Origin of the sequence: Psychrobacter sp. YGAH215, assembly GCF_007280595.1 — a bacterium.
In the GTDB taxonomy this organism is placed as follows: domain Bacteria; phylum Pseudomonadota; class Gammaproteobacteria; order Pseudomonadales; family Moraxellaceae; genus Psychrobacter; species Psychrobacter faecalis.
The window spans coordinates 47,100-72,554 of record NZ_VKLR01000015.1; the positions used below are offsets into that span (position 1 = coordinate 47,100).

At 43.8% G+C, this 25,455-nt stretch carries 18 protein-coding genes; 7 read left to right on the top strand and 11 right to left on the bottom strand.

The window, feature by feature from the left end:
• Positions 1-19: 19 nt before the first annotated feature.
• Both FOR85_RS07575 and FOR85_RS07580 read right to left on the bottom strand, forming a co-directional pair.
• Positions 20-1,297 carry a hemolysin family protein gene (locus FOR85_RS07575; RefSeq protein WP_144297413.1) on the bottom strand — a complete coding sequence of 426 codons (1,278 nt, stop codon included), beginning with the start codon at positions 1,295-1,297 and terminating at the stop codon, positions 20-22.
• A gap of 295 nt (positions 1,298-1,592) precedes the next feature.
• On the bottom strand, positions 1,593-3,296 hold the full coding sequence (locus FOR85_RS07580) for an NAD+ synthase (RefSeq protein ID WP_144297414.1): 1,704 nt from the start codon (positions 3,294-3,296) through the stop codon (positions 1,593-1,595).
• 955 nt (positions 3,297-4,251) lie between these two features.
• Here FOR85_RS07580 and FOR85_RS07585 point away from each other — a divergent pair.
• The 3 genes from FOR85_RS07585 (at position 4,252) to epmA (ending at position 7,782) form a co-directional block, all read left to right on the top strand.
• The gene (locus FOR85_RS07585) at positions 4,252-5,406 is read left to right on the top strand and encodes an AI-2E family transporter (RefSeq protein ID WP_223808568.1); all 1,155 of its coding nucleotides are present in this window, start codon (positions 4,252-4,254) and stop codon (positions 5,404-5,406) included.
• Positions 5,407-5,556: 150 nt separating this feature from the next.
• Positions 5,557-6,669 (top strand): 4-phosphoerythronate dehydrogenase, encoded by a 1,113-nt coding sequence (locus tag FOR85_RS07590; protein ID WP_144297448.1) that lies wholly within the window; start codon positions 5,557-5,559, stop codon positions 6,667-6,669.
• Positions 6,670-6,756: 87 nt separating this feature from the next.
• Positions 6,757-7,782 (top strand): EF-P lysine aminoacylase EpmA, encoded by a 1,026-nt coding sequence (gene epmA, locus FOR85_RS07595; RefSeq protein ID WP_144297415.1) that lies wholly within the window; start codon positions 6,757-6,759, stop codon positions 7,780-7,782.
• A 145-nt stretch (positions 7,783-7,927) separates the two neighbouring features.
• Here epmA and FOR85_RS07600 read toward each other — a convergent pair whose 3' ends face one another.
• The 6 genes from FOR85_RS07600 to FOR85_RS07625 all read right to left on the bottom strand — a co-directional run bounded on the left by FOR85_RS07600 (position 7,928) and on the right by FOR85_RS07625 (position 12,707).
• Entirely contained in the window at positions 7,928-8,314 is a 387-nt protein-coding gene (locus FOR85_RS07600; RefSeq protein ID WP_263390484.1) for an NAD(P)H-binding protein, read from the bottom strand.
• Positions 8,314-8,763 carry a DUF188 domain-containing protein gene (locus tag FOR85_RS07605; protein ID WP_144297416.1) on the bottom strand — a complete coding sequence of 150 codons (450 nt, stop codon included), beginning with the start codon at positions 8,761-8,763 and terminating at the stop codon, positions 8,314-8,316. Before FOR85_RS07605 ends, FOR85_RS07600 begins: the two co-directional genes overlap by 1 nt.
• Positions 8,763-10,109 (bottom strand): 5-(carboxyamino)imidazole ribonucleotide synthase, encoded by a 1,347-nt coding sequence (locus FOR85_RS07610; protein ID WP_144297417.1) that lies wholly within the window; start codon positions 10,107-10,109, stop codon positions 8,763-8,765. Before FOR85_RS07610 ends, FOR85_RS07605 begins: the two co-directional genes overlap by 1 nt.
• A gap of 228 nt (positions 10,110-10,337) precedes the next feature.
• Positions 10,338-10,916 carry a 5-(carboxyamino)imidazole ribonucleotide mutase gene (gene purE / locus FOR85_RS07615; RefSeq protein WP_144297418.1) on the bottom strand — a complete coding sequence of 193 codons (579 nt, stop codon included), beginning with the start codon at positions 10,914-10,916 and terminating at the stop codon, positions 10,338-10,340.
• A gap of 119 nt (positions 10,917-11,035) precedes the next feature.
• Complete coding sequence (locus FOR85_RS07620) at positions 11,036-11,992, bottom strand: metallophosphoesterase (protein ID WP_144297419.1); 957 nt, start codon at positions 11,990-11,992, stop codon at positions 11,036-11,038.
• A gap of 106 nt (positions 11,993-12,098) precedes the next feature.
• On the bottom strand, positions 12,099-12,707 hold the full coding sequence (locus FOR85_RS07625) for a rhomboid family intramembrane serine protease (protein WP_144297420.1): 609 nt from the start codon (positions 12,705-12,707) through the stop codon (positions 12,099-12,101).
• Positions 12,708-13,234: 527 nt separating this feature from the next.
• Between FOR85_RS07625 and FOR85_RS07630 the strand changes: the two genes are divergently transcribed.
• Both FOR85_RS07630 and FOR85_RS07635 read left to right on the top strand, forming a co-directional pair.
• Entirely contained in the window at positions 13,235-14,887 is a 1,653-nt protein-coding gene (locus tag FOR85_RS07630; RefSeq protein ID WP_144297421.1) for a hypothetical protein, read from the top strand.
• A gap of 433 nt (positions 14,888-15,320) precedes the next feature.
• A complete protein-coding gene (locus FOR85_RS07635) occupies positions 15,321-17,036 on the top strand; it encodes an OmpA family protein (protein WP_144297422.1) in 1,716 nt (571 codons plus the stop codon).
• Between the two features lie 131 nt (positions 17,037-17,167).
• Here FOR85_RS07635 and nagZ read toward each other — a convergent pair whose 3' ends face one another.
• Positions 17,168-18,238 (bottom strand): beta-N-acetylhexosaminidase, encoded by a 1,071-nt coding sequence (gene nagZ, locus FOR85_RS07640; RefSeq protein ID WP_144297423.1) that lies wholly within the window; start codon positions 18,236-18,238, stop codon positions 17,168-17,170.
• A 554-nt stretch (positions 18,239-18,792) separates the two neighbouring features.
• On the opposite strand from nagZ, the gene FOR85_RS07645 reads away from it, so the two are divergent.
• Positions 18,793-21,003 carry a carboxy terminal-processing peptidase gene (locus FOR85_RS07645; RefSeq protein WP_144297424.1) on the top strand — a complete coding sequence of 737 codons (2,211 nt, stop codon included), beginning with the start codon at positions 18,793-18,795 and terminating at the stop codon, positions 21,001-21,003.
• A 483-nt stretch (positions 21,004-21,486) separates the two neighbouring features.
• Here the strand turns inward: FOR85_RS07645 and FOR85_RS07650 are convergent, their stop codons facing one another.
• Complete coding sequence (locus FOR85_RS07650; RefSeq protein WP_068407618.1) at positions 21,487-21,972, bottom strand: peptidylprolyl isomerase; 486 nt, start codon at positions 21,970-21,972, stop codon at positions 21,487-21,489.
• A 326-nt stretch (positions 21,973-22,298) separates the two neighbouring features.
• Here FOR85_RS07650 and FOR85_RS07655 point away from each other — a divergent pair, with 326 nt between their 5' ends.
• A complete protein-coding gene (locus tag FOR85_RS07655; RefSeq protein ID WP_144297425.1) occupies positions 22,299-24,266 on the top strand; it encodes a M61 family metallopeptidase in 1,968 nt (655 codons plus the stop codon).
• A gap of 114 nt (positions 24,267-24,380) precedes the next feature.
• Here FOR85_RS07655 and FOR85_RS07660 read toward each other — a convergent pair whose 3' ends face one another.
• Complete coding sequence (locus FOR85_RS07660) at positions 24,381-25,223, bottom strand: DUF305 domain-containing protein (protein ID WP_144297426.1); 843 nt, start codon at positions 25,221-25,223, stop codon at positions 24,381-24,383.
• Between the last annotated feature and the right edge of the window lie 232 nt (positions 25,224-25,455).

Sequence of the window (25,455 nt, forward strand, 5' to 3'; positions counted from 1 at the left end):
GCACTTCGAAATGCAGCTTTTACAAAACTTTTTCTTCAAGTTTGGTGACGAGTAGCTGGGTGATTTTCAGATTGTCAGTCGCGATAATCTCAAAGCGATAGTTGGCGTATTCGATGGTATCGGTTTTCTTAGGAATTTTGCGCAGCATATACATCATAAAGCCGCTAATGGTTTCATAATTTTGACTGCGCGGTAAATTAACGATATCGAGCGCGCGAACCACATCTTCAATAGGTGTCATGCCATCGATGAGCCAAGAATTATCGGTACGTTGCACGATAGGCTGCTCTTCAACCGTCACCAGCTCTCCCATGACAATACTCATTACATCACGTAGGGTAATGACACCAACCACCAAGCCATATTCATTGACGATAACGGCAAAGTCGGCGCCGGTCGATTTAAACATCTCCAACACTTCAAACAAAGACAAGGTATCAGGTACAAATAACGCCGGTTTTAATAGCGCTTTATCGGTTAGGCTGACTTCTTGTTGATTGAGTACCAAAGCTAGAAAGCTGCGCGATTCTACATAGCCGATAATTTGCTCTAAATCGTCTTCTTCGCAGACCAAAAACTTATTATGTGGCTGGGCAATCATCACCTCAACCACTTCTTCGGTGCTGGTTTTGCTATCAAAATAAACGATATGCTCACGCGGATTCATGACTGAGGTGACGGTACGCTCTTGCATCTCAAAAATATTTTCGATCAGATGATGTTCTTGTTTTTTGATTACCCCAGCTTCGGCGCCCGCGTCCATCACTGCATAGATGTCTTCTGGTGTCATGTCATCTTGGCGCGTGGTTGAGATACCAAAAAATTCAAAAATCAGGTTTGCTGCGCCATCAAAGACCCAAATAACGGGCTTAAAAATAAATGTCAGCGCCATCATAGGGCGTACCAGCCGCACTGCAAAAACTTCTGCATTAGACATCGCCAAACGTCTGGGCATCAAATCGGCAAGTAGGGAAAATAAGCTGGTAATCACGACGAAAGAGATAACCGATGACACCGCTTCATTCTTGACTAACAGCTGTAAATACGGGCTAATCGCCGACTCACCAACCGCACCAGCTGAAATGGCGACGGCATTAAGCACGACTTGCACCACCGTAATAAATCCACCAGGATTTTCTTGCATATGCAAAACATCAAGGGCGCGGACTTCGCCTTCTTTTGCCATGATTTGCAGCTTAATCTTGCGACCAGCAGCGATAGCAATTTCTGCCCCAGAAACAAAGGCACTCAAAGCCAGTAATAATAAAAGAAAAATACTAGCGGTTAGCAAACTCATGACGGACTCGGATAACGATAGGTAGGGTAGTTAAATTGAAAGTAGTTGAAATATAGAAAAGTAGAGAACTGGGTTTAATTATTTATTCAAAGAGTCTTATATAAAGAAAACTTTATCAATAAAAACTAAAAAAGCTGGGTAAGTACCCAGCTTATTATAAAATATTCTGATTATATTATATCAAATTATATAGAAACGTAAAGTTATTCAACCTTTTAGCCTCTATCTAAAGGATAGTATATTCAGACTACAGAGACATCTAAAAGGTTGAAATAGCAACTTTAGTCGTTGACGCTTAGCCTTTTATCGACCATTTATTGACTAAAGGAAAACGGCGTTCACGGCCAAAGGCTTTATGGCTGATTTTAGTCCCAATCGGCGCTTGAGCACGTTTGAATTCGCTATTATCAACCATTTTAATCACCTTAGCGACCAAATCGGCATCAAATCCTTTATCGACAATATCTTGATAGCCCATATCTTCGTCGATATACGACATCAAAATACCATCTAGCACATCATAGTCTGGCAAGCTATCTTGGTCTTCTTGATCAGGACGTAGTTCGGCCGATGGCGGACGTATGATAACGCGCTCAGGAATAACTGGCGTGTCTTCTAAACGGTTGCGATAGCTGGCAAGCTTATAAACTTGCGTTTTATAAACGTCTTTTAATACGTCAAAACCGCCTGCCATATCGCCGTATAAAGTCGAATAACCAACTGCTAGCTCTGATTTGTTACCCGTAGTGATGACTAAATGCCCAAATTTATTAGACAAGGCCATTAGTACCACACCGCGAGCGCGCGCTTGGATATTTTCTTCGGTGGTATCAGCAGGCGATTTGTTAAATAGTGGTGCTAAAGTATGACGTATGCCTTCAACGGCGTCAAAAATCGGGCAAACCGTATAAGAAACGTTTAAGCGACGGGCTTGCGCCTGCGCGTCCTCTAAACTGATTTGAGAGGTATATTCGTACGGCATCATCACCGCATAGACTTTATCAGCACCCAGCGCATCGACAGCGATACATAAGGTTAACGCAGAATCAATACCGCCTGACAAGCCAACAATAATACCAGTAAAGCCCGAAAGATTGACATAATCACGCAAACCGACGACCAACGCTTGGTACATCTCCGACTCGCGGCTTAATGACAACGGCGCTTTTGTTTGCGTATCGAATTTTGCGGTTTTTACGTCAAACGTCGTCAGCATAAGCTGATTCATAAAGCGCGACGCTTCATGAGCAACGCTGCCATCAGATTGGATGGCCATAGAGCCGCCGTCAAATACCAAATCATCCTGCCCGCCAACGGCATTAAGATAAATAATTGGCAGATTATTTTCGCGGCTACGTTTGGCGAGCATGGTTTTACGATTGTCTTGTTTTTCAATCTCAAACGGTGAGGCATTTAAGCAGGCCACAAGGTCAGCACCTTGTTTTTTAAGCTCAGCAATCGGACCTTTTTCCCACAAATCTTCGCAGATTAGCAGACCAATGGTAATGCCTTTATAGTCAAATAAGACTTGATTGCGACCTTTATCAAAATAACGACGCTCATCAAAAACGCCATAATTTGGTAAGATTTGCTTATGATAAAAGCCTTTTTGATGACCGTTATGCAAAATCGCCGCCGAGTTAAAGGTGCCATGATGATCGACATGCGGATAGCCTACAATCATCACGATATCATCGATATCACTTAAGCTAGACAGCGCGCTTTTGACACGGCCAGATAGGCTAGGACGTAGCAGCAAATCTTGCGGAGGATAGCCTAATAAAGCAAGCTCTGGGAAAATGATGACATCAGCGCCTTGCTCACGGGCTTGTAGGGCAAGGGCGCGCATTTTTTCAGCATTGGCGGTGATATCGCCGACCAAAAAATGCGATTGTGCTAACGCAAAAGTAACGCTATCTTGCGATTTAGAGCCTGTATTGGCCTCATTTGACGAATTAAGGTTGGGATTGTCAGTATCTTTGGTGGTGTCTTTTGACATTGTTATTGTTCCTATCAATAGGTTGTGTAAATGTATTGAATCTAGCTTAGTTTCAAATAAAACCAAAGCAAAATAGGTTATAAAAGTAACGCAAAATATAAGTATGCACTTATGCCCCCATATCAAGGCTCATCAATCGTGAGCCTATGCTGAGCGCGGCACTTGGATAGCCATTAATACAATGAATATCGGTATTACTAAAATATGCGGCGCTGCTCTAAATGGTAGTGCTTAAAACCGTTTAGAATAGAGTTATAAATGAAGATTGTAAGAAATAATGTTAAAAATGCTAGGGCTGATTTTGCTATAAACCAATAACAGCAAACCCGCTTAGTAGCATTTAAATGTGCAAATTAATCCTTTTAGTATAACATCAATTGTCTGCACAAATAGAACTGCACAGTGATTTAGCGCGCAAGTTGTCAGGCCAGAATTCTTTAAAAGCAAATAAATGACTATTATTTTAAAGCAATGATTCTAATAAGGTATTTTTGAAAGTACCTATTAATACTTAATAATATTGGTGCCGATAGCGTGCAGGTAATTGTAAGTAAAGATTACAACATAGCCTTATTTATTTGGCAGGCTTTGAGGCATAATAAGCCGTTATTATGGTTGGGCTTACTCTTCTAAATATAGAGAAATGGCAAGTTAAGAGCGATTTTATGAATCACAATTATTTTTATAGATGAATACTGTTTTTTATAACCAAATAACATGTTTATAAAAGCGCGCTATGATACGGTAGCGCTATTATTAGACTTATTTTTCGCCATGATTTCGCCTAATTTATGAAGCGAATATCTCGCAAAGCTGACAACGTATAATTTATAACGCAACACACTCGCTAAGGGATATAAATAATGTACGCAGTCTGTGATTTTTATCCACCTATTTATAAACGTTACAGCAGCGCCAAATTGGCTGTCTGCTGCCCGCTCTTGGTTTATACGCTATGATCGAAAACTGGACAAAAGAATTTATTATTCAGCGCTTATTGGCTATTACTTTGCTGGTGGTGCTGATTGTATTGTGCTTTCAAGTCGTACAGTTTTTTATTGTACCGGCACTGTGGGCCGCGATTTTAGCGTACGTCACCTTTCCTATTTATAATTTTTTTCATCAGCGCGTTCGCTTTAGCTCAAACTTTAGCGCCGCCATTATGACGGTCAGCATCACATTGATGATAGGTCTGCCGCTCGTTGCTGGTGTCTTTATCTTGCAGCAAGAAGCCTTAAGCCTGATTAGCAACTTAATTTATCGCATCAAGGTTGGCTATTTGGATGTGCCAGACTCTATCAAGGACTTACCCGTCATCGGACAGCAAGTTAAAGATGTGTTGTGGAGAATTAATAAAAATCCAGAAGGCACGCTAGAGGCTTTTCGCCTGTGGGTACAGTCGCATCTGTATTATGGCAAAGTCGCGTTCGATGTCGTTTTCAGTGGTCTTGCCAAAATGGGGATGGCGCTGATGACGCTGTTTTTCTTTTATCGCGATGGCACCAGTTTGGTACGTCAAATCCGCCAAGCCTTACGCAATATCATTGGTAATCGCATCGATGGTTATATTGATTCGGTCGGTACGACCACGCGCGCGGTAGTGTATGGCATTGGTTTGACCGCATTGGCTCAGGCTTTGCTCGCTGGTATTGGTTATTATTTCGCTGGTGCACCAAGTCCCATTCTACTGACTATTGTCACTTTTATTATCGCTTTAATCCCCTTTGGTACGCCATTTGTTTGGGGCGGGGTGTCTATTTGGTTATTAAGCCAAGGTCATACCGTAGAAGGGATTGGTTTGGCGCTTTGGGGCATACTGGTTATCAGCTGGGTTGATAATCTTATACGTCCTATCGTCATCAGCGGCGCGACCAAAATTCCTTTTATTATTATTTTTATCGGAGTATTGGGCGGTCTGACGGCGTTTGGTTTTGTCGGCTTGTTTATCGGTCCTGTGGTATTGGCAATCGGCCTTGCGGTATGGCGTGAGTGGATATCGCAGCATAAGAATGATTTATTTGCGCAGCACGAAGATATGCTCGCTGACGCCCAGCTGCAACCTAAAGTTAAGGCACAAAATGAAGACGAAAATATCGTTTCTACGGATTAGGGCGTGTGCTTAATTTAAACAGCAATTTAAAAACTATTAAAACCAACCTATAAAAAATACACCTTGCTAATCCAGCAATCATTGATAATAAACCTTTAGAGATAGGGATAATTAAAAATGCCACATGCGAGCGCTGCAAATAATGAACATATGCGTCCTCTAACTATCATTGCTGATAGCAATATCGCTAGCCTTGATGAGTTTTTTAATGCGTCGACGCTTGGGCAAAATAATAAACGACCAGTAAATATTATTAGCGTTGCTGGGCGCGCGATCAATGCCCAGTTGCTCGCAGCGTATCAGCCTGACGTACTGTTGATACGCTCGGTTACGCCAGTTGGCGAGCCGCTATTGGCAAACAATAATACCGTTCAATTTGTTGGTTCGGCGACGATTGGTACTGACCATGTCGATCAAACCTATTTGGCAGCGCGCAATATTACCTTTGCCAATGCCGCAGGCTGCAGTAAGCATTCGGTTGCGCAGTACGTATTGACCGCTATCTTAAATTTACGTCCACAATATTGGCAGAAATCGACGCCGCCCGCGACCTTGGGCATCATCGGACTGGGTAATATTGGCAGCACTCTTACGCAATATGCCCATGATTTGGGCTGGCAAGTATTGGGTTACGATCCGCTACTGCCTGCATCGAACATCAATAACGCCAGCTTTGAGCAAGTATTGAGCCAAAGTCATGTGATTAGCTTGCACGTGCCGTTGACCGATAAAAAAGATGCCACTAATCCTACTGGTAGCGACTATCCAACTCGTCATTTAATTGATAAAGAAGCATTGGCTGCGATGCCAGCAGATACTTTGTTGATTAATAGCGCGCGTGGGCCGGTCATTAATGCCGATGATTTGCAGGCAGATATTGCCCGTACTGGACGCCAAGTGGTACTCGATGTGTTTGAGCATGAGCCTGAGATAGCAGCAAATTTATTATCTAAACTTGCGATTGCCACTCCTCATATTGCTGGCTACACGTTAGAAGGTAAGCTACGCGGTACGCAAATGATTTATGATGCGCTGTGTGAAAAATTAACAGTGACCCCTGTGCAAACCATGCATAGATTACTGCCGCTCAATATGTTTTTATGGTCTGAGCTAAAGGAGCATCCAGATAGATTGGTGAAGTTTTATGACATCATGGCAGATGATGCGGCACTGCGAGATAAATTAACAGATGGACAAATACATGGTGCAGATTTTGATCAATTGCGCCGAGATTATCATTTACGCCGCGAATGGCAGTTTTAAAAGACAACCAGCTTTAAAGGTTAAAAGTCCATTTCAAAGCCTATTTTAATTATTTGATTTTTTTTTCGAAAACTACAGTAGAGAGTAATGACCCAAGCAAATAACCTTTCCTCTAAACCCAGTTATGCGCCAACGATGACATTAGCGATGGCACAAAGGCGTGCGCAATTTATCAATGCTATTCGGCAGTTTTTTGCCAGTCGCCACGTGCTTGAAGTACAGACGCCGTTGCTCTCACAAGCGGGTAATACCGATACCTTTTTACAGTCGGTAGCGGCGCAGGTTACGTATCAAGATAAACCTTGTACCTATTATCTGCATACGTCGCCTGAGTTTGCCATGAAGCGCCTACTTGCCAGCTGGCAGATGCCCATTTACCAGATTTGTCCGGTATTTCGTGATAACGAGATAGGCGTGCGCCACAATATTGAATTTACTATGCTTGAGTGGTATCAGCCGAACTATAGCCTAGAGGATATGGGTACTGAATTGGGCGAGCTATTGGAGGCGCTTTACGGTTATCCGATGGTGCTAAGTCATTATCGTTACGTCGATGCTTTTATGGATTTTGTGGGTATCCATCCGTTAACGGCGAGTCTTGCCGCGCTACAAGCGGTGGCAGAAGACAAAGGTTTAACAGGGTTTGATTTTAATAGTGCAGAAAATGGTGCCAGCAATAGTGAAGAAGATATTCGTCAAAGTTGGTTAGATTTATTGTTTAGTCATACCGTCGAGCCAAATTTGGGGCACGATTTGCCGACGTTGATTATAGAATATCCGCCTGCGACGGCAGCACTAGCAAAGACGGCTATCGATAAAGACGGTAATACAGTCGCCAAGCGTTTTGAGCTGTATATTAATGGCATTGAAATTGCCAATGCTTACGATGAGCTAGCAGACGGGCAGGCGTTAAGAGCGCGCTTTGAGCGTGATAATCAATTGCGCAAGCAGCATAATCTGCCGCAAATGCCAATCGATGAACATTTATTAGCAGCATCTGATGACTTAATACCTTGTAGCGGTATCGCTGTCGGTATTGATAGATTGCTGATGGTCATCACAGGCGCTAGCAGCTTAGAGGACGTCATTCCATTTCCAAGTGGCCTAGCTTAGTTGTTCTTTAATATCATTTAACGTAACCGTTAATTTTTAAATAATCCATAACAAAAGCGCGTAAACCAGGGCTTACGCGCTTTTTTATTTCTGTGTTTTTAATAATGCTTCAAAGCTACATATTATTTATTATAGCTTTTATTTGCTAAAGTTTAGCCAGCGCTGCATCGATGGCGGTCTCACCATTATGCATACTAAAGACTTTTTTGATCGTATTATCAGCATTAAGTACCGCTGCTAATGTTGTAGCCACATCTTCAATAGCGTTTTCGCCCGCATTATCATCGTTAACAATGATTTTACCAGTACCAGCGCGCTCTTTTAGCGCACCTGCTTGTACAATGGTGTAATTAAGACTGCTATTTTTAACCAACCACTGATCGGCATAATGCTTACAGACGTAGTATTCTTTTAAATCGGCAATACCAGGCTGGTTCCATTTACTCGTATCTAAGGAAAATACCGTGCTTAGCATAATATAGCGTTTGATACCTTTATCTTGAACCGCTTGCATCGTCTTGACCGCACCAATTAACGTACCAAGCGATTAAGACCATCGGCAAAGGCTTTTTTGTCGCGGTCGCCGTAAGGTTTCTGCCCGCTCATTTCTTGCAACTCAAGCACACCAGTGCCGCGCATGGTATCCATAAAGTCACGCATATTAAGCTTTTGCTTGATGTTGTTTTTATCGTAAACCACACCGCGGGTGGTCAAAACCATACCGCCTTTATCCAAAATATCATTGGCCAAAGGAATGTCGCTGGTAATGGCCAAATCGCCTGGCTGGATTTGCTCAACGATATAATCATCGGCTTTATCAAACCCTGATGGCACCACGGTCATGACGAGCAGCGGTGATTTGCGCAATTTAATCGGCTGATTGGCAACAAATATCGCCATCGTTTGGGTACGTTCAGCCGTTTTGATGATTAAGTCTTTGGCAATCAATGGCACCGAATCGGCATCTACCCAAATCTGCATTATTTCTCAGCCTTATCGGTCTTTAATAATGCCTCTGTTTGGCTACCTTTGACTTCATTTTCATTATCTTCTGAAATACTGTTAGGTTTCGTATTGCTTGCTTCCTCTAGCGTACTTGTTTGCTTCTCGGTAATAGTAGGGGCCAGTTTTTTATCAAGCCCTACTTTATTTGGCAAGACCGCAACCAGTTTTGCTAGCGCAGGTTCTAAATCCGCCACGTCATTTGGCATCAAGGTGATATGGGCAATTTTACGGTCTTCGCGCTCAGCCTTATGGTAGCTATGATAATGGGCGCCATCGATATTGAGCACCGCGCTGATATCAGGATATTGACCCAACACGTTGAGCATAATCGCTGGATGAACGTTGTCGGTATCGCCTAAGGGCAGATTGACCACCGCGCGGATATGGTTTTCAAATTGACTGGTAATCGCGCCTTCGATACTCCAGTGTCCAGAGTTATGCACGCGCGGAGCAATCTCGTTGGCTAGCAGATAATCGTTACCGCGAGCATCTTTACTCACAAATAGCTCAAGCGCCATCACACCGACATAACCCAAGTGATTCATCACCGTGCTAATGGCATCGGTTGCTTGCTGAAATAAATGGCTGGTACCAACGGCAGGGGCGCGGGTTTTGGCTAAGATACCATGATGATGGTGATTTTCGACCAAATCATAGCAGCGCACCTGACCATTTTGCGCGCGTACAGCAATGATAGATACTTCACGGCTAAAGTTAATAAAGCCCTCTGCAATTAATGGCGCAGGCGTTGGGGTTAATGAACCTTTACCGCTAACCGCGTCTTTTAGCTCATGCCAAGCAGTTTTAATATCGCTGTCCTCTTTGATAACGAATTGACCTTTACCATCATAACCACCGCGGCTGGTCTTGAGCACTATCGGCAATCCTAGCTCGTCGCAAGCTTGCTTTAATTCGGCTTCAGAATTGACCGCCATAAATGGCACGGTGGCGATATCAAGCTCATTAAACATGCCTTTTTCTTTTAAGCGATCTTGAGCGATATCAAGGGCAAGCGGTGGCGGGAACATACCTTGTTTGCTGCCTGATTTTGATAGATTTGCCAACTGTTCGACAGTCGCCGTTGGTGTGTTTTCAAACTCTAAAGTAAAGACGTCAGCTGCGGCAATAAATTCATCTAATTGCTCGCTAGAAAAAACTTTGCCGTATAGGCTGGCAGGGCAGTTGGCATTATCTTCTAAAAACACGCACTGATAACCGAGCGGCAGGGCAGCTTGGGCGAGCATCATACCAAGCTGACCGCCGCCTAAAATACCGATGGTACGGATGGTTTGGGTAACAGGATAAGCATTGGCGGTAGTCATGGCAGGCTCTTTACATTTAAAATGAATAAGGGTTTTTAGTAAATGATTGGCTAAAAGTTAAGGTTAGAAATAGGAAAAGGTGCACCGTATGCACCTTATCTTTAGTAAAACTCATTTGGCTATAAATATCAAGTTTAGCGCATGGTAAGTATCAAATATTGCTAGCAAGAATATTGATAATAGCAGTTTTGCTAAAATTTTATATAAATCTGACCAACTTTAATTGTGTTACTGATTAATAATACCGGGCGTTGGACTTGCAAGAATGGTCTCTGTTTGCGCTTGACGCATGTTATCAAGCTTAGTGGCAAGCGATTCATCATGCAAGGCCAGCACCTGAATGGCAAGGAGGGCCGCGTTATAGGCACCAGCAGTACCAATGGCTAAGGTGCCAACAGCCACACCTTTTGGCATTTGTACGATAGAAAGCAGACTGTCCCAACCGCTAAGCATGGATGATTTAACAGGCACCCCAAACACAGGCAGCGGCGTTTGACTGGCACACATGCCGGGCAGATGCGCCGCGCCGCCCGCTCCAGCGATAATTACCTGCAAGCCATTATTTTTCGCGCTTTTGGCATAATCAAACAATCTATCTGGCGTACGATGGGCTGACACCACTTCACATTCAAAGGCAATATCAAAGTCAGCAAGCAACTGCGCCGCTGCACTCATGGTCGCCCAATCCGACTGCGAGCCCATGATAATGCCAACTTTTGGTTGACCAGCAGGGGAGGTAATGGGACCGTTTTGCTCAATAGCAGCGTTTTGTGTAGTAGGGTTCACAGTAGCGGAGGTGGTGCTCATGCTTTGATATCCTCAAAAAGACCATCATACAAAAGTTTTGCTGCCTTCGTAAAGCCAAGTTTGCCGTTTAATGTCAAAGCTGACCAAATAGCAGTTTTTTATGTCGCGGTTTTATAGATTTATAATGGACCTTCATCATGGCGATATTGCACAAAGTTACTGGCTTTCAATGGTAATGGCTGCTCAGTATCAAGCTGATAACAGGTCATATAACCGCTATCTATGGCTGCTGAATAATCGGTGCAAACCACTTGATTGCTTAATGGTTCAGGATTGCCAGTAAGCCAATAATGCCCAACAAACACGGGTTTGTGTGTTTTAAGGGCAAATTCAATGTTCTCTGCCATCGCATCGTTTGGAATCTGCGCCAAGCCCGATTTTGGCGCACGGGCGATTTCATGTATAGGCCGCTTATTTAGCTCATCAAGCCACCAGCGCACGCGTACTTGTGAGCGCGCTGCACCGTCTTTATCGACCATGACCAAACCCTTAGGTAACGCTGTTTCCACACCTTTTAACACACGCTCAAGCGCGTCGTAGGCAGGGCTATGTTTATGTGAGCTGGCAATGACCGCTTCAGGGGTCAAGCAGTTATCAGCAGTGAGCAAAGGTTTTAATACCGCCATGCTATCGACATCCCAGCAAGCGTGGACAAAACAGGCATAATCGGTCTCAAGCCAAAGCGGTATCTCATAAAAGCGCTGCAACCAGTATTGATGCGCTTCTGAGCCAAAGGGCACTTCGGCTAAAAACGCTTCATGTTGGCGTACGTGTACATCGCTATGCGAGCGTAAATAGTACTCGGGCTGCTTTGGATCAAGCATCGCAAAAGCCAAAGCATTGTATTCATGATTGCCCATCACCGCATCGGCCACACCTGCATCTAGCATCGCAAAAACAATTTCAAGGGTAGCAACCTGCTGCGAACCACGGTCAATCAAATCACCAATAAAGAGCGCCCGATGCCCCGATGGCGGTACAAAATGGCTGCCATTATGCACGTAGCCCAACTGCTTTAGCAGCCCAACCAATTTGTCTGCATAACCGTGAATATCGCCAATAATATCTATAATCATAATTATTTATTAAATTCTTAAACATGTTGTTAAATACAAATTAGGGCAAAACATCAAACGTTATCAATTAGCAAATTTAAAACTAAAGATTCTAAAACTAACCGCTCTACAGCCCAGGAGACAATAGCGCATTTAAAAAGTGCGGCAGGACGCGAGGTTCTAAAATAATGGTCGCAATCACCCCAAACGCGCCGCCCCACATATGTGCCATGTGATTGATATTGGAGCCACCGCGTTTATCGGCGTAAATACTATAAGCGACGTAAGCGACAGCAAAAACTATCGCTGGAATAGGAATAATGGCGAATAGATAAATTTTTTCCCACGGAGCCAGCAAAATAAATGCAAATAGCACCGCTGAAACCCCACCTGAAGCACCAAGGCTTAGATAGCTGGCGCTTTTTTTATTTTTAAGATAGCTTGGCACCATGGCAATCACGATAGCCAACACATAAAAAACCACAAAACCATAACCGAATAAAAATGACTGATATAAGCCTTCGATAGCCCGGCCAAAAAAGTATAGGGTGAACATATTAAACAGCAAGTGCATCGCATCGGCATGAATAAAGCCGTGGGTCACAAAGCGATCCCATTGACCGTTATTCACCGCCGGCGGATAAAAAATCAGCCGATTAAATAGGGTTTTATTTTGCCACGCCAATAAACTGACAATAACCGTAATAATGATAATAAGCGTCGTGTGGTTGAACAAAGGAGAGTCCTTAGGCCGAGCCTGATAGGGGGCAGTGTTATAGAGCGTAGTGCTTAAATACCAAATAAGTTGGATAAAAAATAACTAAATATGGATGCTGAAAATAGCTAAAGCTTACACCAACAGTAATAACATTGATGCTAAGGCAAAAAACCAATAGACGACAAAATTATGCTTTAATAATCGTTTATATTGAATAATATAACAGCGTAACAGGCAACTAAGTAATGCTTCGTATACTGACCGTAACGTTTAACGACAGAATAAATATTTACTAAAAATAACTCATTAATCGGTGATATTTATCCAGTTTTACGTTTGTTGAAATTTTAAAAAAAAGATTAAAAATGATAGACAATTTATATGCCAATATTAGCTTGTTAAGTATCAACTAAGTGTTGACTAAATGTTGACCTGTTAAGCGCGCATTTTTATGGGCGTGCTACAGTCTACAGCGTATAAAACCGAAGTCAAAAAAAGAATCGCTGTCCCATATCTTAAATTAACGCCGATAAAGGCTGGAACTTATGAATATCATCGACCAATTAGAGCAGATAGTGACCCCAGCCGTCTTAGGTAGCCAAATTAATAATAAACATATTATTGATGGTCATCGTATTGATCACGGCAGCGTGTCTTATGTCAGCTTATTAGAGCAGTTTTATGCCATTTTGGCGGCGCGTTTGGCATTGCCGCAAATTTACTCGCAGTTATTGCGTGATGATGAGCCGATTACTAATGAAAATATAGTAGAGACGCCATTATTTGAACAACTATGGCAAGCTCCAAGCGCGCGCCAAACCATTATCGAAGAGCTGGCAGTGACCCATCATATTGATGAGCTGACTACTACAAAGCTCATTATGAATGCCGCGCCACTGGCTTATCGTGAGCTTAAAGTCATGGCCAACGGGCAGTTTTTACCAGCATTTTTACAAAATGAGCAACCTTCACTGCGCCATTACCTGCCAATATGGGCAGCACCGCTCATTACCGTCGCACAAGATAACCCTGATGAATTGTTTGATTATCAAAACGCCATAGTCAATGCGGCGACAGAAACTGTTTTATTAAATAAAGATGCTACTGAAGCAAGCGTGGTAAGCCCTTCTGAAAACTTGATAAAACAACCAAACATGGCAACAGAACTTGCTAGTGAAAGCTTCGATAACAGCCTAACTGCGAGCGCTATTCATGCCAATCCTGCTGAGCATCACTTAGCAGAAAACAGCAGTTTAAAGCGCGAAAAAGTACGAACCCGCAACCAGCGTAATGACTTATTAATACGGGTGTTTTTATTATTGGCCGCCATCGCAGCGATTGGATTGGTATGGGCATTTTTAATTAAGCCTAATGAAGTCCCGCCTGTAGAGCCAGTGGCGACTGCACCCGCTGTGGTAGCGCCTGTCGCTGAGCAGCCCGCGCAGGTGTTGACGCCCGCTACGCTTATCGTTGGCGTGGATAATAACGGTAATTTATACACGTGTAGCGCCTCTGTCGGTGACGCTGCACTACAAAGCACGCTGCAACAAGCGCTCAATAGCAGTTTTGGCGAGCAGGCAGGGATGTGTCAGTTTACGGTACAAGAAGGCGTGGCTAACAATATTGCCAATATGCCTATCGAAGCGCTACCCAATATCCTGACATTATTAAGAGCGACGCCGTTTGCCCGTCTACAGTTGCAAAACGACCGTATGACAATAGAAGCGCCGGATGGTATGCAGCTACAAAGATTGACCACTGATATCCGTACTTTGGCACCAGCAATAATGGTAGATAGTACCGCGCCGCTACCATTGCCTAATAATGCAGAAAGCGGCATAGGCGCCGATAATATGGCGATGAACGGTGCAAGCAATCAGTTTGCTCAAGGTGGTAGCGGCCTAAATGACCAGTACGTTGGCACTAATAATATGAATAACAGTAATGCAAATAACAATAACGACTATCAAGCTTCTGATGACGTCACCGGTGATAGCGTGACTCCTGCACCGGTGCGCAATGATGATTTTAATAATCCGCCTAGAGCTAACGAGCCTAGAAGCAATGAACCTAGAAGCAATGAACCTAGAAGCAACGACCGTCCCGCATCAACGCGACCACCGGGACCTTTTTCAGAGTCAGAAGTAGACGATATGGCCAATAGCGTTATCGTGGCGGAGCCTGCGCGAGTAAGCTGATAGTTTAAAACGCCTAACAAATAATGAGCTAAAGGACGGTAGGATCAATCATTGACTATCCTCCTTTTTATTTTTGCCTAAAAGATAGACAGTCATTTCCAGATATAATGGATATGTTAGTAATTTGTACTGTAAAGACTTCGCAGTTACGTGTCACAACTGAAACATTACTTAACGTAGCAATTGCACAACAGCCCATCGATTGTGAATACAACCTTAATACTTTTATAATGACAAAAGTTGAATATAGATAGTGCTGATATTTACTAAGCCGCTTTTTAATACCTAATGTTTATTAAATGCTGATATAAATATTAATATTAAAAAATATCGTTATTAAGAAATATCAGTACTATTAACTTTTTATTTTTTTGAGAATGCAGTTCGGTACAAAAGAATTATTCAAAATAACAATTTATTGAGGAATGACATTATGGATATTATCAGTCACTTAACGCGGACGGTTAGCCCTGCAGTATTAGGCGATGATCGCAATCCCGCTAAACAAAACTTACTTGAACAATTTTATGCTATTTTTGCCGCACGTCTAGCAGATAATACGACTTATACACGTTTTGCTAATGAAAATATCGCCCGTGATGACCAAGGGTTTTATGACCGCGTATGGACCGATGGCGCCCACCGCGACCAAATTGCCCGTGAGCTTGCGGGTAAACATAACGTTGATGCAACTGCAGCCCGTGGTTTGATTGCGATGGCCGCACCGTTAGCGTATCACGAAATCAAAAGCTTGGCCGGAACCACGCCTGTGCCCCAGTTTTTAAATGACAATCTTGCCAGTTATCAGCACCATATTCCAGTATGGGCAAGCGCCGTTCTGCCTGCAGGTATGATTGCCGCACCAGCTGGTGCTCATGTGTCTGATACGGTCAGCACTGCGCCTATTCGCCGTGAAGAGGAAGAAAAAGGCAGTTTTATGAAAGCGCTGCTACCGATTATTGGTCTGATTATCTTAGGCGCATTAGCGTGGGCGCTACTCAGAGGTTGTCAAGATAATCCTGAGCCAGTCGGTACGCCAGTTAACACTGAGCAGCAAGCGGCTAATGACGGACAAACAGTGGTTGCAGCCGATATAGAGCCGGCTTCACTGCGTATTGCGACTGGTGAAAATAGTGGGCTATATGCCTGCCGTATGAACGTTGGTAACGAGACGCTACAAGGCAACGTGATGGACGCGTTGACAGCGACATTTGGTGATGAAGCCAATAACTGCCGCGCCGATGTCGACGATAACTTCTCGATCGATATGCCAGCTGCTGCTCAGCTTTCTTCTATTTTGCCAATCGTCAAAAACGTGCCCAATGCCAGTATGCTGATCAAAGGCGACACCATTACGGTCAATGCGCCAGATGCAGCAGCATTAGAGAAATTGGTTGCTGATTTACAAGCCGCAGCGCCAGCTATGACGGTACAAGCAGAAGGTCCGCTCGATGAACAAAGCGAGATTGATCGCAGTTTAGCAGCGTCACAAGCGGCGATGCAGAACCTTGGTCAAGACCCAGATCCTCGTGATGTGGCGCGTGCGCTGAGCCTGCAAGTCGTGAACTTTGAAGTAGATAAAGCTGTTATTCCAGAAGCTAACAAGCCATTATTGGACAATGCTGTTCAGATTATGGAACAAGTGCCAGATATGAAGCTGCTGATTATCGGCCATACCGATAAAACCGCCGATGCTGCTTATAATATGCAGTTGTCACAAGAGCGCGCGCAATCGATGAAAGATTATTTGGTCGCGCAAGGTGCGGATCCAAGTAAGCTTATGACCAAAGGTATGGGTGAGACAGATCCAATCGCTGATAACGCTACAGAGCAAGGTCGTTTCCGTAACCGCCGTATCGAGTTCGTCGTCTATGATGAAACGGCAATGGCCAATGATGGCGTGGCGATTAGTAACGGTGCGCTCGATCCAGACTTAAATCCATTAGACAGTAATAATGATGATCTAATGCCTGACAGCGATGACCGTACAGGGAACGATTTACCGGCACCGAAGAGTTCGATACCAACATCGAATAGCAGACCAATTGACCCAGATTTAAATCCATTAGATCGCAATAACGATGATGTTTTACCAGATGGTGATGATGCCAGTCGTGGTACTGCCTTAGACCCAAAAGCCAGTAATTAATAAATGTTCTACTGACTTATAGTTGTCTATCGATAGCTAGTATTAATATTAAAAAGACCGCATCTTATGTTTAAGGTGCGGTTTTTTATTACATCAAAAAAACTGAAATAAAAACAATTTGGTTAAATGAATTATCTATAAGCAGTTGGATCTTTTGACTCAGTAGGTGCTTTCGTTTGACTGGCAAAAAAGGTCTGTAAGATATTTTCCTTTGCTTGGTGCCAATAGTCAAACTGCTGGCACGTTGATTCAAGGTCGCCCTGCCAAACAGGGATTTGTCCGCGCATAGTTTTAACACGTTTTTGGTCAGGATAGGGCAGCTCTTGGGCAGCTTTGGCTGCTTCGTGAGCAGCAACGCGGTCATTACAAACCAGAGCAATATCACAGCCTGCTTCAATTGCTGCTTTGACGCGGGCGCTGACATCACCGGCAGCTTGCGCACCAGCCATTGATAAATCGTCAGAAAATAAAACCCCATCAAAATTCAGATGTTTGCGAATGATGTCTTTGAGCCAAATTTTTGAAAATCCAGCGGGTTTATTATCGACTTGTGAGAAAATCACATGCGCCGGCATTAAAGCATCAAGCCAAGGCAGCGTCTGTGCAAACGGCTGCATGTCGCTATTGATAATCTCATCTAAACTACGTGTATCGATTGCTTCTGCCACATGCGAGTCAGGCGCGACCGCCCCATGACCGGGAAAGTGCTTACCGGTGGTTGCCATACCCGCCGCTTTCATACCGCGCATAAACTGGCCTGCTAAAGCGATGATGGCCTGCGGTGTTTGATGAAAACTGCGATCGCCGATCACTTGGCTGATACCGCCTCTATCGAGCACCGGCGCAAAGCTCAAATCAATGCCGACCGCCAATACTTCTGCTGCCATCAAATAACCACAATCGTAAGCAAGGCTCAAGGCGCGACTAGGGTCTTGGTCAAATAATTCGCCGAGCCTGCCCATCGCTGGTAATGGCGTAAAACCCTGACGTAATCTGGCAACGCGACCGCCTTCTTGATCGACGCCAATCAATAAATCGGCATTGTGTTGGCGGATATCGTCACACAAAGCGCGCACTTGCGCCGCATCTGCCACATTGCGGGCAAATAATATCACCCCGCCTACTTGTGCTTGTTTGATTAAACTGACATCTTCAGCAGTCAGTGCGGTACTATCGATATCAATCATTAAAACGCCGTACATTGCGTAATCCTTATCAGGCTAGAAGGTTGTTTTCTCATTTGCACTATATTATAAGTCAAATCGAGACAGAGCTTAGAGATGAGAGGGTTTTTTCTTATGGATAATCTTTCTGTTACGGATGGTTTGTCGCTACTCACTTTTACCTTATATTAAGCCAGTGATTGCAAGGGACGTATAATAGCGGTTTGCTTGGCTTAAATAAGTTAGGTTTAAATGATAAGGTTAAACAAGATGATTCACGCTTATAACCAAATGCACCAATGGATGCGCTAAAAAATAGCCAGACCGCGTGTAAGATTGTTTATACAGATTGAGACAGTGGTGTATTTATAGCTGTGCTAGTATTGATTGATTTTTAACCATAAAAATAATGCCTTACCCTAAGATAACTATCCTATATTTGCCTGCTTTCAATGCTAGCGTAACCTATGGTTTAATGGTAAATATAATAGGGTAAAAAATCACGACATTTTTTGGCTCATAGTCTATTAAATAACCTTTATTAGTAATAACAACTCAGCATACTTTTAACTTAAAATAATTAGGTATATACGATGAAAAAACAACCAGCACAGTGGTTACTCAGTGCAGCGTCAGTGGGCGTCGCTGGTCTTATCCTCACTCAAAGCTACAGCACCGCAGTGGCTGATAGCAATACGGCAGGCTTTAAAGCCACCCCTGAGCAACAGGTTACCACCCGCCAAGTAGCCGCTTTGCTGGATCGTAGCCATTATCTCAATCAGCCGCTCGATAGCGCCATGGGTAGCGAGATTTTGTCTATGTATATTGACAGTCTCGATCCAAACCATACCTTGTTTTTGCAATCTGATGTCGATGAATTTAAGAAGAAATATGCCGACGAATTTGCCGCGCGCCTAAAACGTGGCGACCTATCGGCTGGAGTGGCGATTTTTGAGCGTTACCGTCAGCGCTCTAATGAATATTTTACCCTATCAAAACAACTGCTGAAAACAAAGATAGATTTGACCAGTGAAGATAGCATCGTCCTTGACCGCGAAAAGCTCAGTCATTTTAAAACCAAAAAAGAACAGCGCGACTATTGGACACGCCAGCTGAAGTTTCAGTTGATGAGCATTACCCTAGGTCAAGAAGACGAAAAGGCGAAAGAGAAAGTCTTTTTAAGCAATCCTGACATCACGCGCGGCCAAGACTTGCTGCGTAATGATGAGCGCACGCCAAGTGAGATTTTGCTCAATCGTTTATCACGTCAGCAAGAGCAGCTTGCCCGTCTAAAAGATGATGAAATCATGGAAACCATCTTAAATACGGCAATGCTCACTTATGACCCGCACAGTAATTATTATGCGCCAATCCAAGCCAATGAGCTACAAATTCAATCGAGTCTGCAATTAGAAGGCATCGGGGTTTCTATCCGTCCTGACCGTAAAAACCCAGATTATACTCGCATTGTCACTTTGGTAGATGGGGGCCCAGCAGCCAAATCGGGGCAGATTAAGCCCAATGATTTGATTATTGGTATTGCCAAAGACGGCGAGAATATGGTTGATGTGGTTGGCTGGTCAACACGTGAAATCGTCGGTCTGATTCGCGGTAAACGTGGCACCTCGGTGACCATTAAGTTGCGTCAACCAAATACGCCCGATACCAGCGCCCGTAATGTGACGGTAGTACGCGATATTATTCAGCAAGAAGAGTCGGGCGTAAAACAGCGCGTCGTTGAAGTACAGCGTCCCAATATCGATAAAACGCCAAAACGTATCGGTGTGCTTGAGATACCAAGTTTTTATCTCAACTATCGCGCGCGCCGCAATGGTGAAGAGTACCGTAGTGTCAGTGACGATACCGAAAAAGCCCTTAAAGCGCTGAATAAAGAAAATATCGACGGTCTAGTGGTTGATTTACGTAATAACCCAGGCGGCTCGCTCGATGAAGTTGCGAAAATGCTCGGCTTCTTTATTAAAAGCGGCCCATTGGTGCAAATTCGCGACAATCGCGGCAATATTCAAGTCTACCGCGATGACGATGGCGGCGAGCAGCTTTATGACGGCAAAGTGGTCGTGCTGACCAATTTGGCCTCTGCCTCTGCCAGTGAAATCTTTGCTGCCGCGATTCAGGATTACGGTCGCGGGCTGGTGGTCGGTAGTACTACGACTGGTAAAGGTTCGGCGCAAATCCAGCTAGACAGCTTGGCTTTGGGTACAGCGACGCTCACGCAGCGTAAGTTCTACCGCGTCACTGGCGGTAGTACGCAAAATAAAGGCGTGGTCCCTGATATTGAATTGGTCAATATCTACGATGATGCGACCTTTGGCGAGCGCGCGCAGAAAAAAGCCTTACCATGGGATACGATTAAAACTGCCCCTTATAAGCCTGAAGGTAAATTCTCTGCCAATACTTTAGCAACGTTAAATCAGCAATCAAAGATCCGTCAGCAGCAAAACCCGCATTTTGTGTATCTGTCAACGCTGAATGATATTCGTAATATGGAAGATGAGAAAAAACCGATTCCTCTTGATATCAATAGTCGCCGTGCAAAAATGCAGCTGATAGAAAAACGCTCATTGGAAGCGGAAAATAAACGTCTGATTGCAACGGGCGAGCGTCCTTATGCCAATTGGAATACTTACCAAGCCGCTATGGACGCAAAGTTTGAAGAGCGCAGTCAGATGAAAGAAAGTGAGCGTCCTGAACTACCTGAGGATGAAGCGTTCATTAAAGAAGCGGCTTATATCATGCTTAGCGCTGATCCAAAGATGCAGGCTAGCCCAGAAGAGAAGCTATAAAAAAGCAACTCTTGAACAGTCATTATCGGCAACGTCAATGCGTGTAAGCATATGCTTACACGCATTGACGTTTAGACCTCTTACTAACCTCATGCCAATCTGCGATTATAACTGTACGGCACGATTGAACGAAAAGGTTCATAGATACTAGGGATTGGTATCGCAAAGGTCGCATCAGGGATAGGTGGTTTGCTGATTAGGGAAGATAAGGCTGGATGCCTGAACGTTATAAGATGCTCCGGGATTAAGTATCTGATAACATTAACATGGATGGTTGGTGATAAAAGCCGCATAATACTTGTTGTTATGCGGCTTTGTTACGTCTGTAATCTTTAAAATTTATTCAAAAAAAAGGTCAGTAGATTGCTCTACTGACCTTCATAGCTAGACGACGCTATTATTATCAATAACTATTCATTAATAATTAACTATTCGTCTAAGCATCTTATCGTCTGAAAATTTTACGCCAAACTCAAGAAGAAATTAGTGCTCAACGCCACCAGCGCCATGGATATGGCCGTGGTTTAGCTCGTCTTCAGTGGCTGCGCGTACTTCTTGAATTTCTACATCAAAGGTCAAACGCTTACCAGCTAACGGATGGTTTGCATCAACCGTCACTTCTTTATCGTTGACGTCAGTGACAGTTACTAGCATCACTTGACCGCCAGCTTCTGACTGAAACTGCATACCAGGCTGGATATCATCAACGCCTTGGAAGTTTTCGCGTGGTACATGTTGTACCGCTTGTTCTTGGTATTCACCGTAACCATCAGCAGGCTCTACAACGGCATTGACTCTTTCGCCAGCAGATTTGCCTTCTAGTTGTTGCTCAAGACCTGGGATGATGTTGCTATGGCCATGTAAATACGCAAGCGGTTGACCTTCTGGAGACTGGTCAAGGATATTGCCTTCGTCGTCTTTTAGCGTGTAGTTAAACTTGACGGCAGTGTCTTTTGCGATAGTAGTCATAAATTATCCTAAATATGTCGTTATTGAAATTTAAATACGGTTGCAATAAACCTAAAAAAGCCAATCAGCCAGCCAAATAGCCACGTCATTAGTTAATTATCATCAGTTTATTAGGGTAACTTTAGCAGTTAGCATCTTTAATTGCGATGCTTGCCAGCGGTTTCAAGGTTAAAATCCGAAAAAATAGCAATTATTGGGCGAATTAATGTAAATAAATATGATTTTTCAGTTTTGGTGGTTGGTAAGGATAAGAGGCTAAAGTTTGGCAGTTGCGTTTTTGCATGATGGCTTCTACCATAGTCATAAACATAAGGATAATAACGATTATGAATTTATCTTCTCAAGCCTCACCGATTAATAGTTCGAATCAGCAGAGTGCAGGTATCTCTTATCAATTTGACTTTGCCCGGTTTTTAGAGCATTTGGTCGATGTCGCGCTGACCTTTACCGCTGATACCGACGCGCCAAGTTTGTGGCTGCCAGCATGGATTCCGGGTAGCTATTTAATGCGTGAATTTGCCCGTAATATCACTGCGGTGCATTATGATATTTTAGACAGACAAGTCGTTTCTAACGATAAACAAATCAACACGTACCGTGCGCAAAAAACCGATAAAAATACATGGCAGTTGCCAGAGGCGCAGGCAGGGCAACGCATATGCGTCCTTTATGAAGTGTATTGTTATGATTTATCGGTGCGTACGGCGTATGTCGATCAGAAGCGTTTGTATGGCAATTTTACCTCGCTTGCATTAGCGATTGGTGGGCAAGAACAACAAGAGGTAGAAGTTGATTTAATCGTGCCAGCTGCATTTTTAACTGATAAAGACGCTAGTCTTGTGCGCTTGGCGTGTGGACTTGAGGCAGTACAGTCGCAAATTGATAAGCTGCGAATATATACTCTACAAGCAGACAGCTATCATGAGCTGATCGATCATCCGTTTGAGATAGCCGAACAAGATAGCTTTGATTTTATTATTCAAGATAATAGCCATCAGACGCTTAGCCATCATTTTTATCTTTCAGGTAAGCATAGCGCTAACATGGGACGCTTGCAGCAAGACGTCACCCAAATCTGTCAGACTTATCTAGATTGGCTTGGTGATGCGCCCTTTAACGATTACACCTTTATGACCTTTGCCAGTGGGCAGGATTATGGCGGGCTTGAGCATATCAACTCGACAAGTTTGATTACCCCGCGCCGCGATTTGCCCAATGCTGATGAGCCAAAAGTACCAAGTAGCGACTATCAACGCTTTTTGGGCTTATGCAGTCACGAGTATTTTCATGCGTGGTGGGTCAAAACTGTCCGTCCAGATGTGATGCTAGAGGTGGATTTACGCCGCGAAGCTTTTACGCCGCTGCTTTGGGTGTTTGAAGGTTTTACCTCTTATATCGATGATTTTATGTTGCAGGCGTCAGGTGTCATTGATAAAGCAAGTTACCTTAAATTACTGGCTGAGCAAATCACTCGCTACTATCAAACACCGGGGCGCACGCATCAGAGTGTCGCCGAGTCGAGCTTTGATGCTTGGATTAAGCTGTATCGCAACGATGAAAATACCGGCAATGCAGGTATCAGTTATTACAACAAAGGCGCGTTGGTGGCGTTATGCTTGGATTTAACCCTGCTTACAAAAAGTGCTGGGCGTTATCGTTTGTTTGATGTGGTTAAAGAATTTTATAGCCAAGCAAAGCAAAAGGATAATAAACGTATTGGCATCAGTAGTGCCGATATGGGTGCAGTTATCGGGCAGTTTATGCCGTTAGCAGATTGGGAAGAGTTTGAGCGCCGTTATGTTAATGGCGTTGAGGAGCTACCACTAGAGACGCTGCTTGCGGAAAATGGTATTAAGATTCATACCAACACTAAAGAGACTGCCGATAAAAACATACCGTGGGGCATGCGTTGCAGTGAGACGCCGCTTGGACTTAAGGTTAATCGCGTCAACCGTGACAGCGCTGCCGCTAAGGCGGGTATTTCAGCGCATGACGTCATTGTCGCTATCGATGGGATTAAAGCAGACACCAAGCAATTAGCAACGCTTAGCATTGCTACCTGCCCTGTACAATGTCATTTATTTCGCCGTGATGAGCTAATGGTAGTTGAGGTTGTGCCTAAAGAGTTGAGCGATAAAGCTAAGCATGACGTTAATCAGACAGTTTTCCCGCATAGCGTCAGCTTACGGTTAGCAAGGGCGAGTACAGATTGTGAAGACGATGGGGACTCTGTCGTGTACGCCAATACTGAAAATACATGGCTAAATGCGCTAGCACGCCATCAAAGTGAATAGATAAATAATAAAGCGTGAAGACATTAAAAACCCTTGTTAAGTACGCAGCTTAGCAAGGGTTTATATTTTTAATATTCGGAGTGCTATAAGCAATAGTTAAGAGTTTATAGCTGTTTAACTTGTCGCTTTAGTGGTTTCTTTGATCGCTTCTTTATTATTTGCTTCATCATTGATAACAGCTTTATCGGAGTCTGTAATCGCTGTGTCAGGCGCTTTATTTGCCGCAATCCAGCTTTGCATCAGCTCAATCTCAGGCTGCTGAGCATCGATAATGTCTTGTGCCAATTTGCGCATTTCTTCATCGGTACCGTATTGGAGCTGTACCTTTGCCATGTCCACCGCGCCGCGATGATGTGGCAACATACCGCGCGCAAATGCCATATCAGCGACAGGCTCAGCAATACCGAGCATCATATCGCTATGCATGGTATTCATTCCCTTTGCATACGCTTCTTGTATGGCTTCGGTATTGGGTTTTGGCTTGGGCGCATCAGGATGGCTTGCGAGCCATTTATTAAGAATATCAATCTCAAGCTGCTGTGAGTCGATGATGTCTTGTGCAAGTTTACGCATGGTTTCATCAGTGCCGTACTTTAGCTCGATTTTTGCCATATCTACCGCACCGCGATGATGGCCGAGCATGCCTTTGGCGAAGGCGGTATCAGGATCGTTATAACCCATACCAACCATCATTTCATTATGCATACTGATCATTGACTTTGTATAGTCTTTCAGCATATCTGACATTTTTTCAGCGTTTACTGTAACATCATTGGCAGCGACGTCGTGCCCAGCGTGAGCATCCTCGGGAGCTGTTTCAGATGGTTCATTAGTGGCTTGAGTGGCCTCTTCTATTGGCATCACCTCGCTATCCTCAGTTGCTGGCTGGCAAGCGCTTAGCAGCAGGGTAGTAGCCACACTGGTAGCAAACAAAGCAAAATGACGAGAGGCAATCATGATATATCCTTACTATCAAAAAAACAGAAAACAGGCTCAACGAAGAATAAGACAGAAAGCAAGATAAATAATGGCCAAATTTAAACCGATATAAAACGCGAAAATACGGCAAGGTTGGCAAGTCAGCGCAGTTTTGCATCTTAACAAATAAACCTTACGCGTTCGAGACACGCCGTTTAAAAAGTCGTAATATTTAAATCAGAGCAAAATTGGCTCATATAAGCGGATAAGG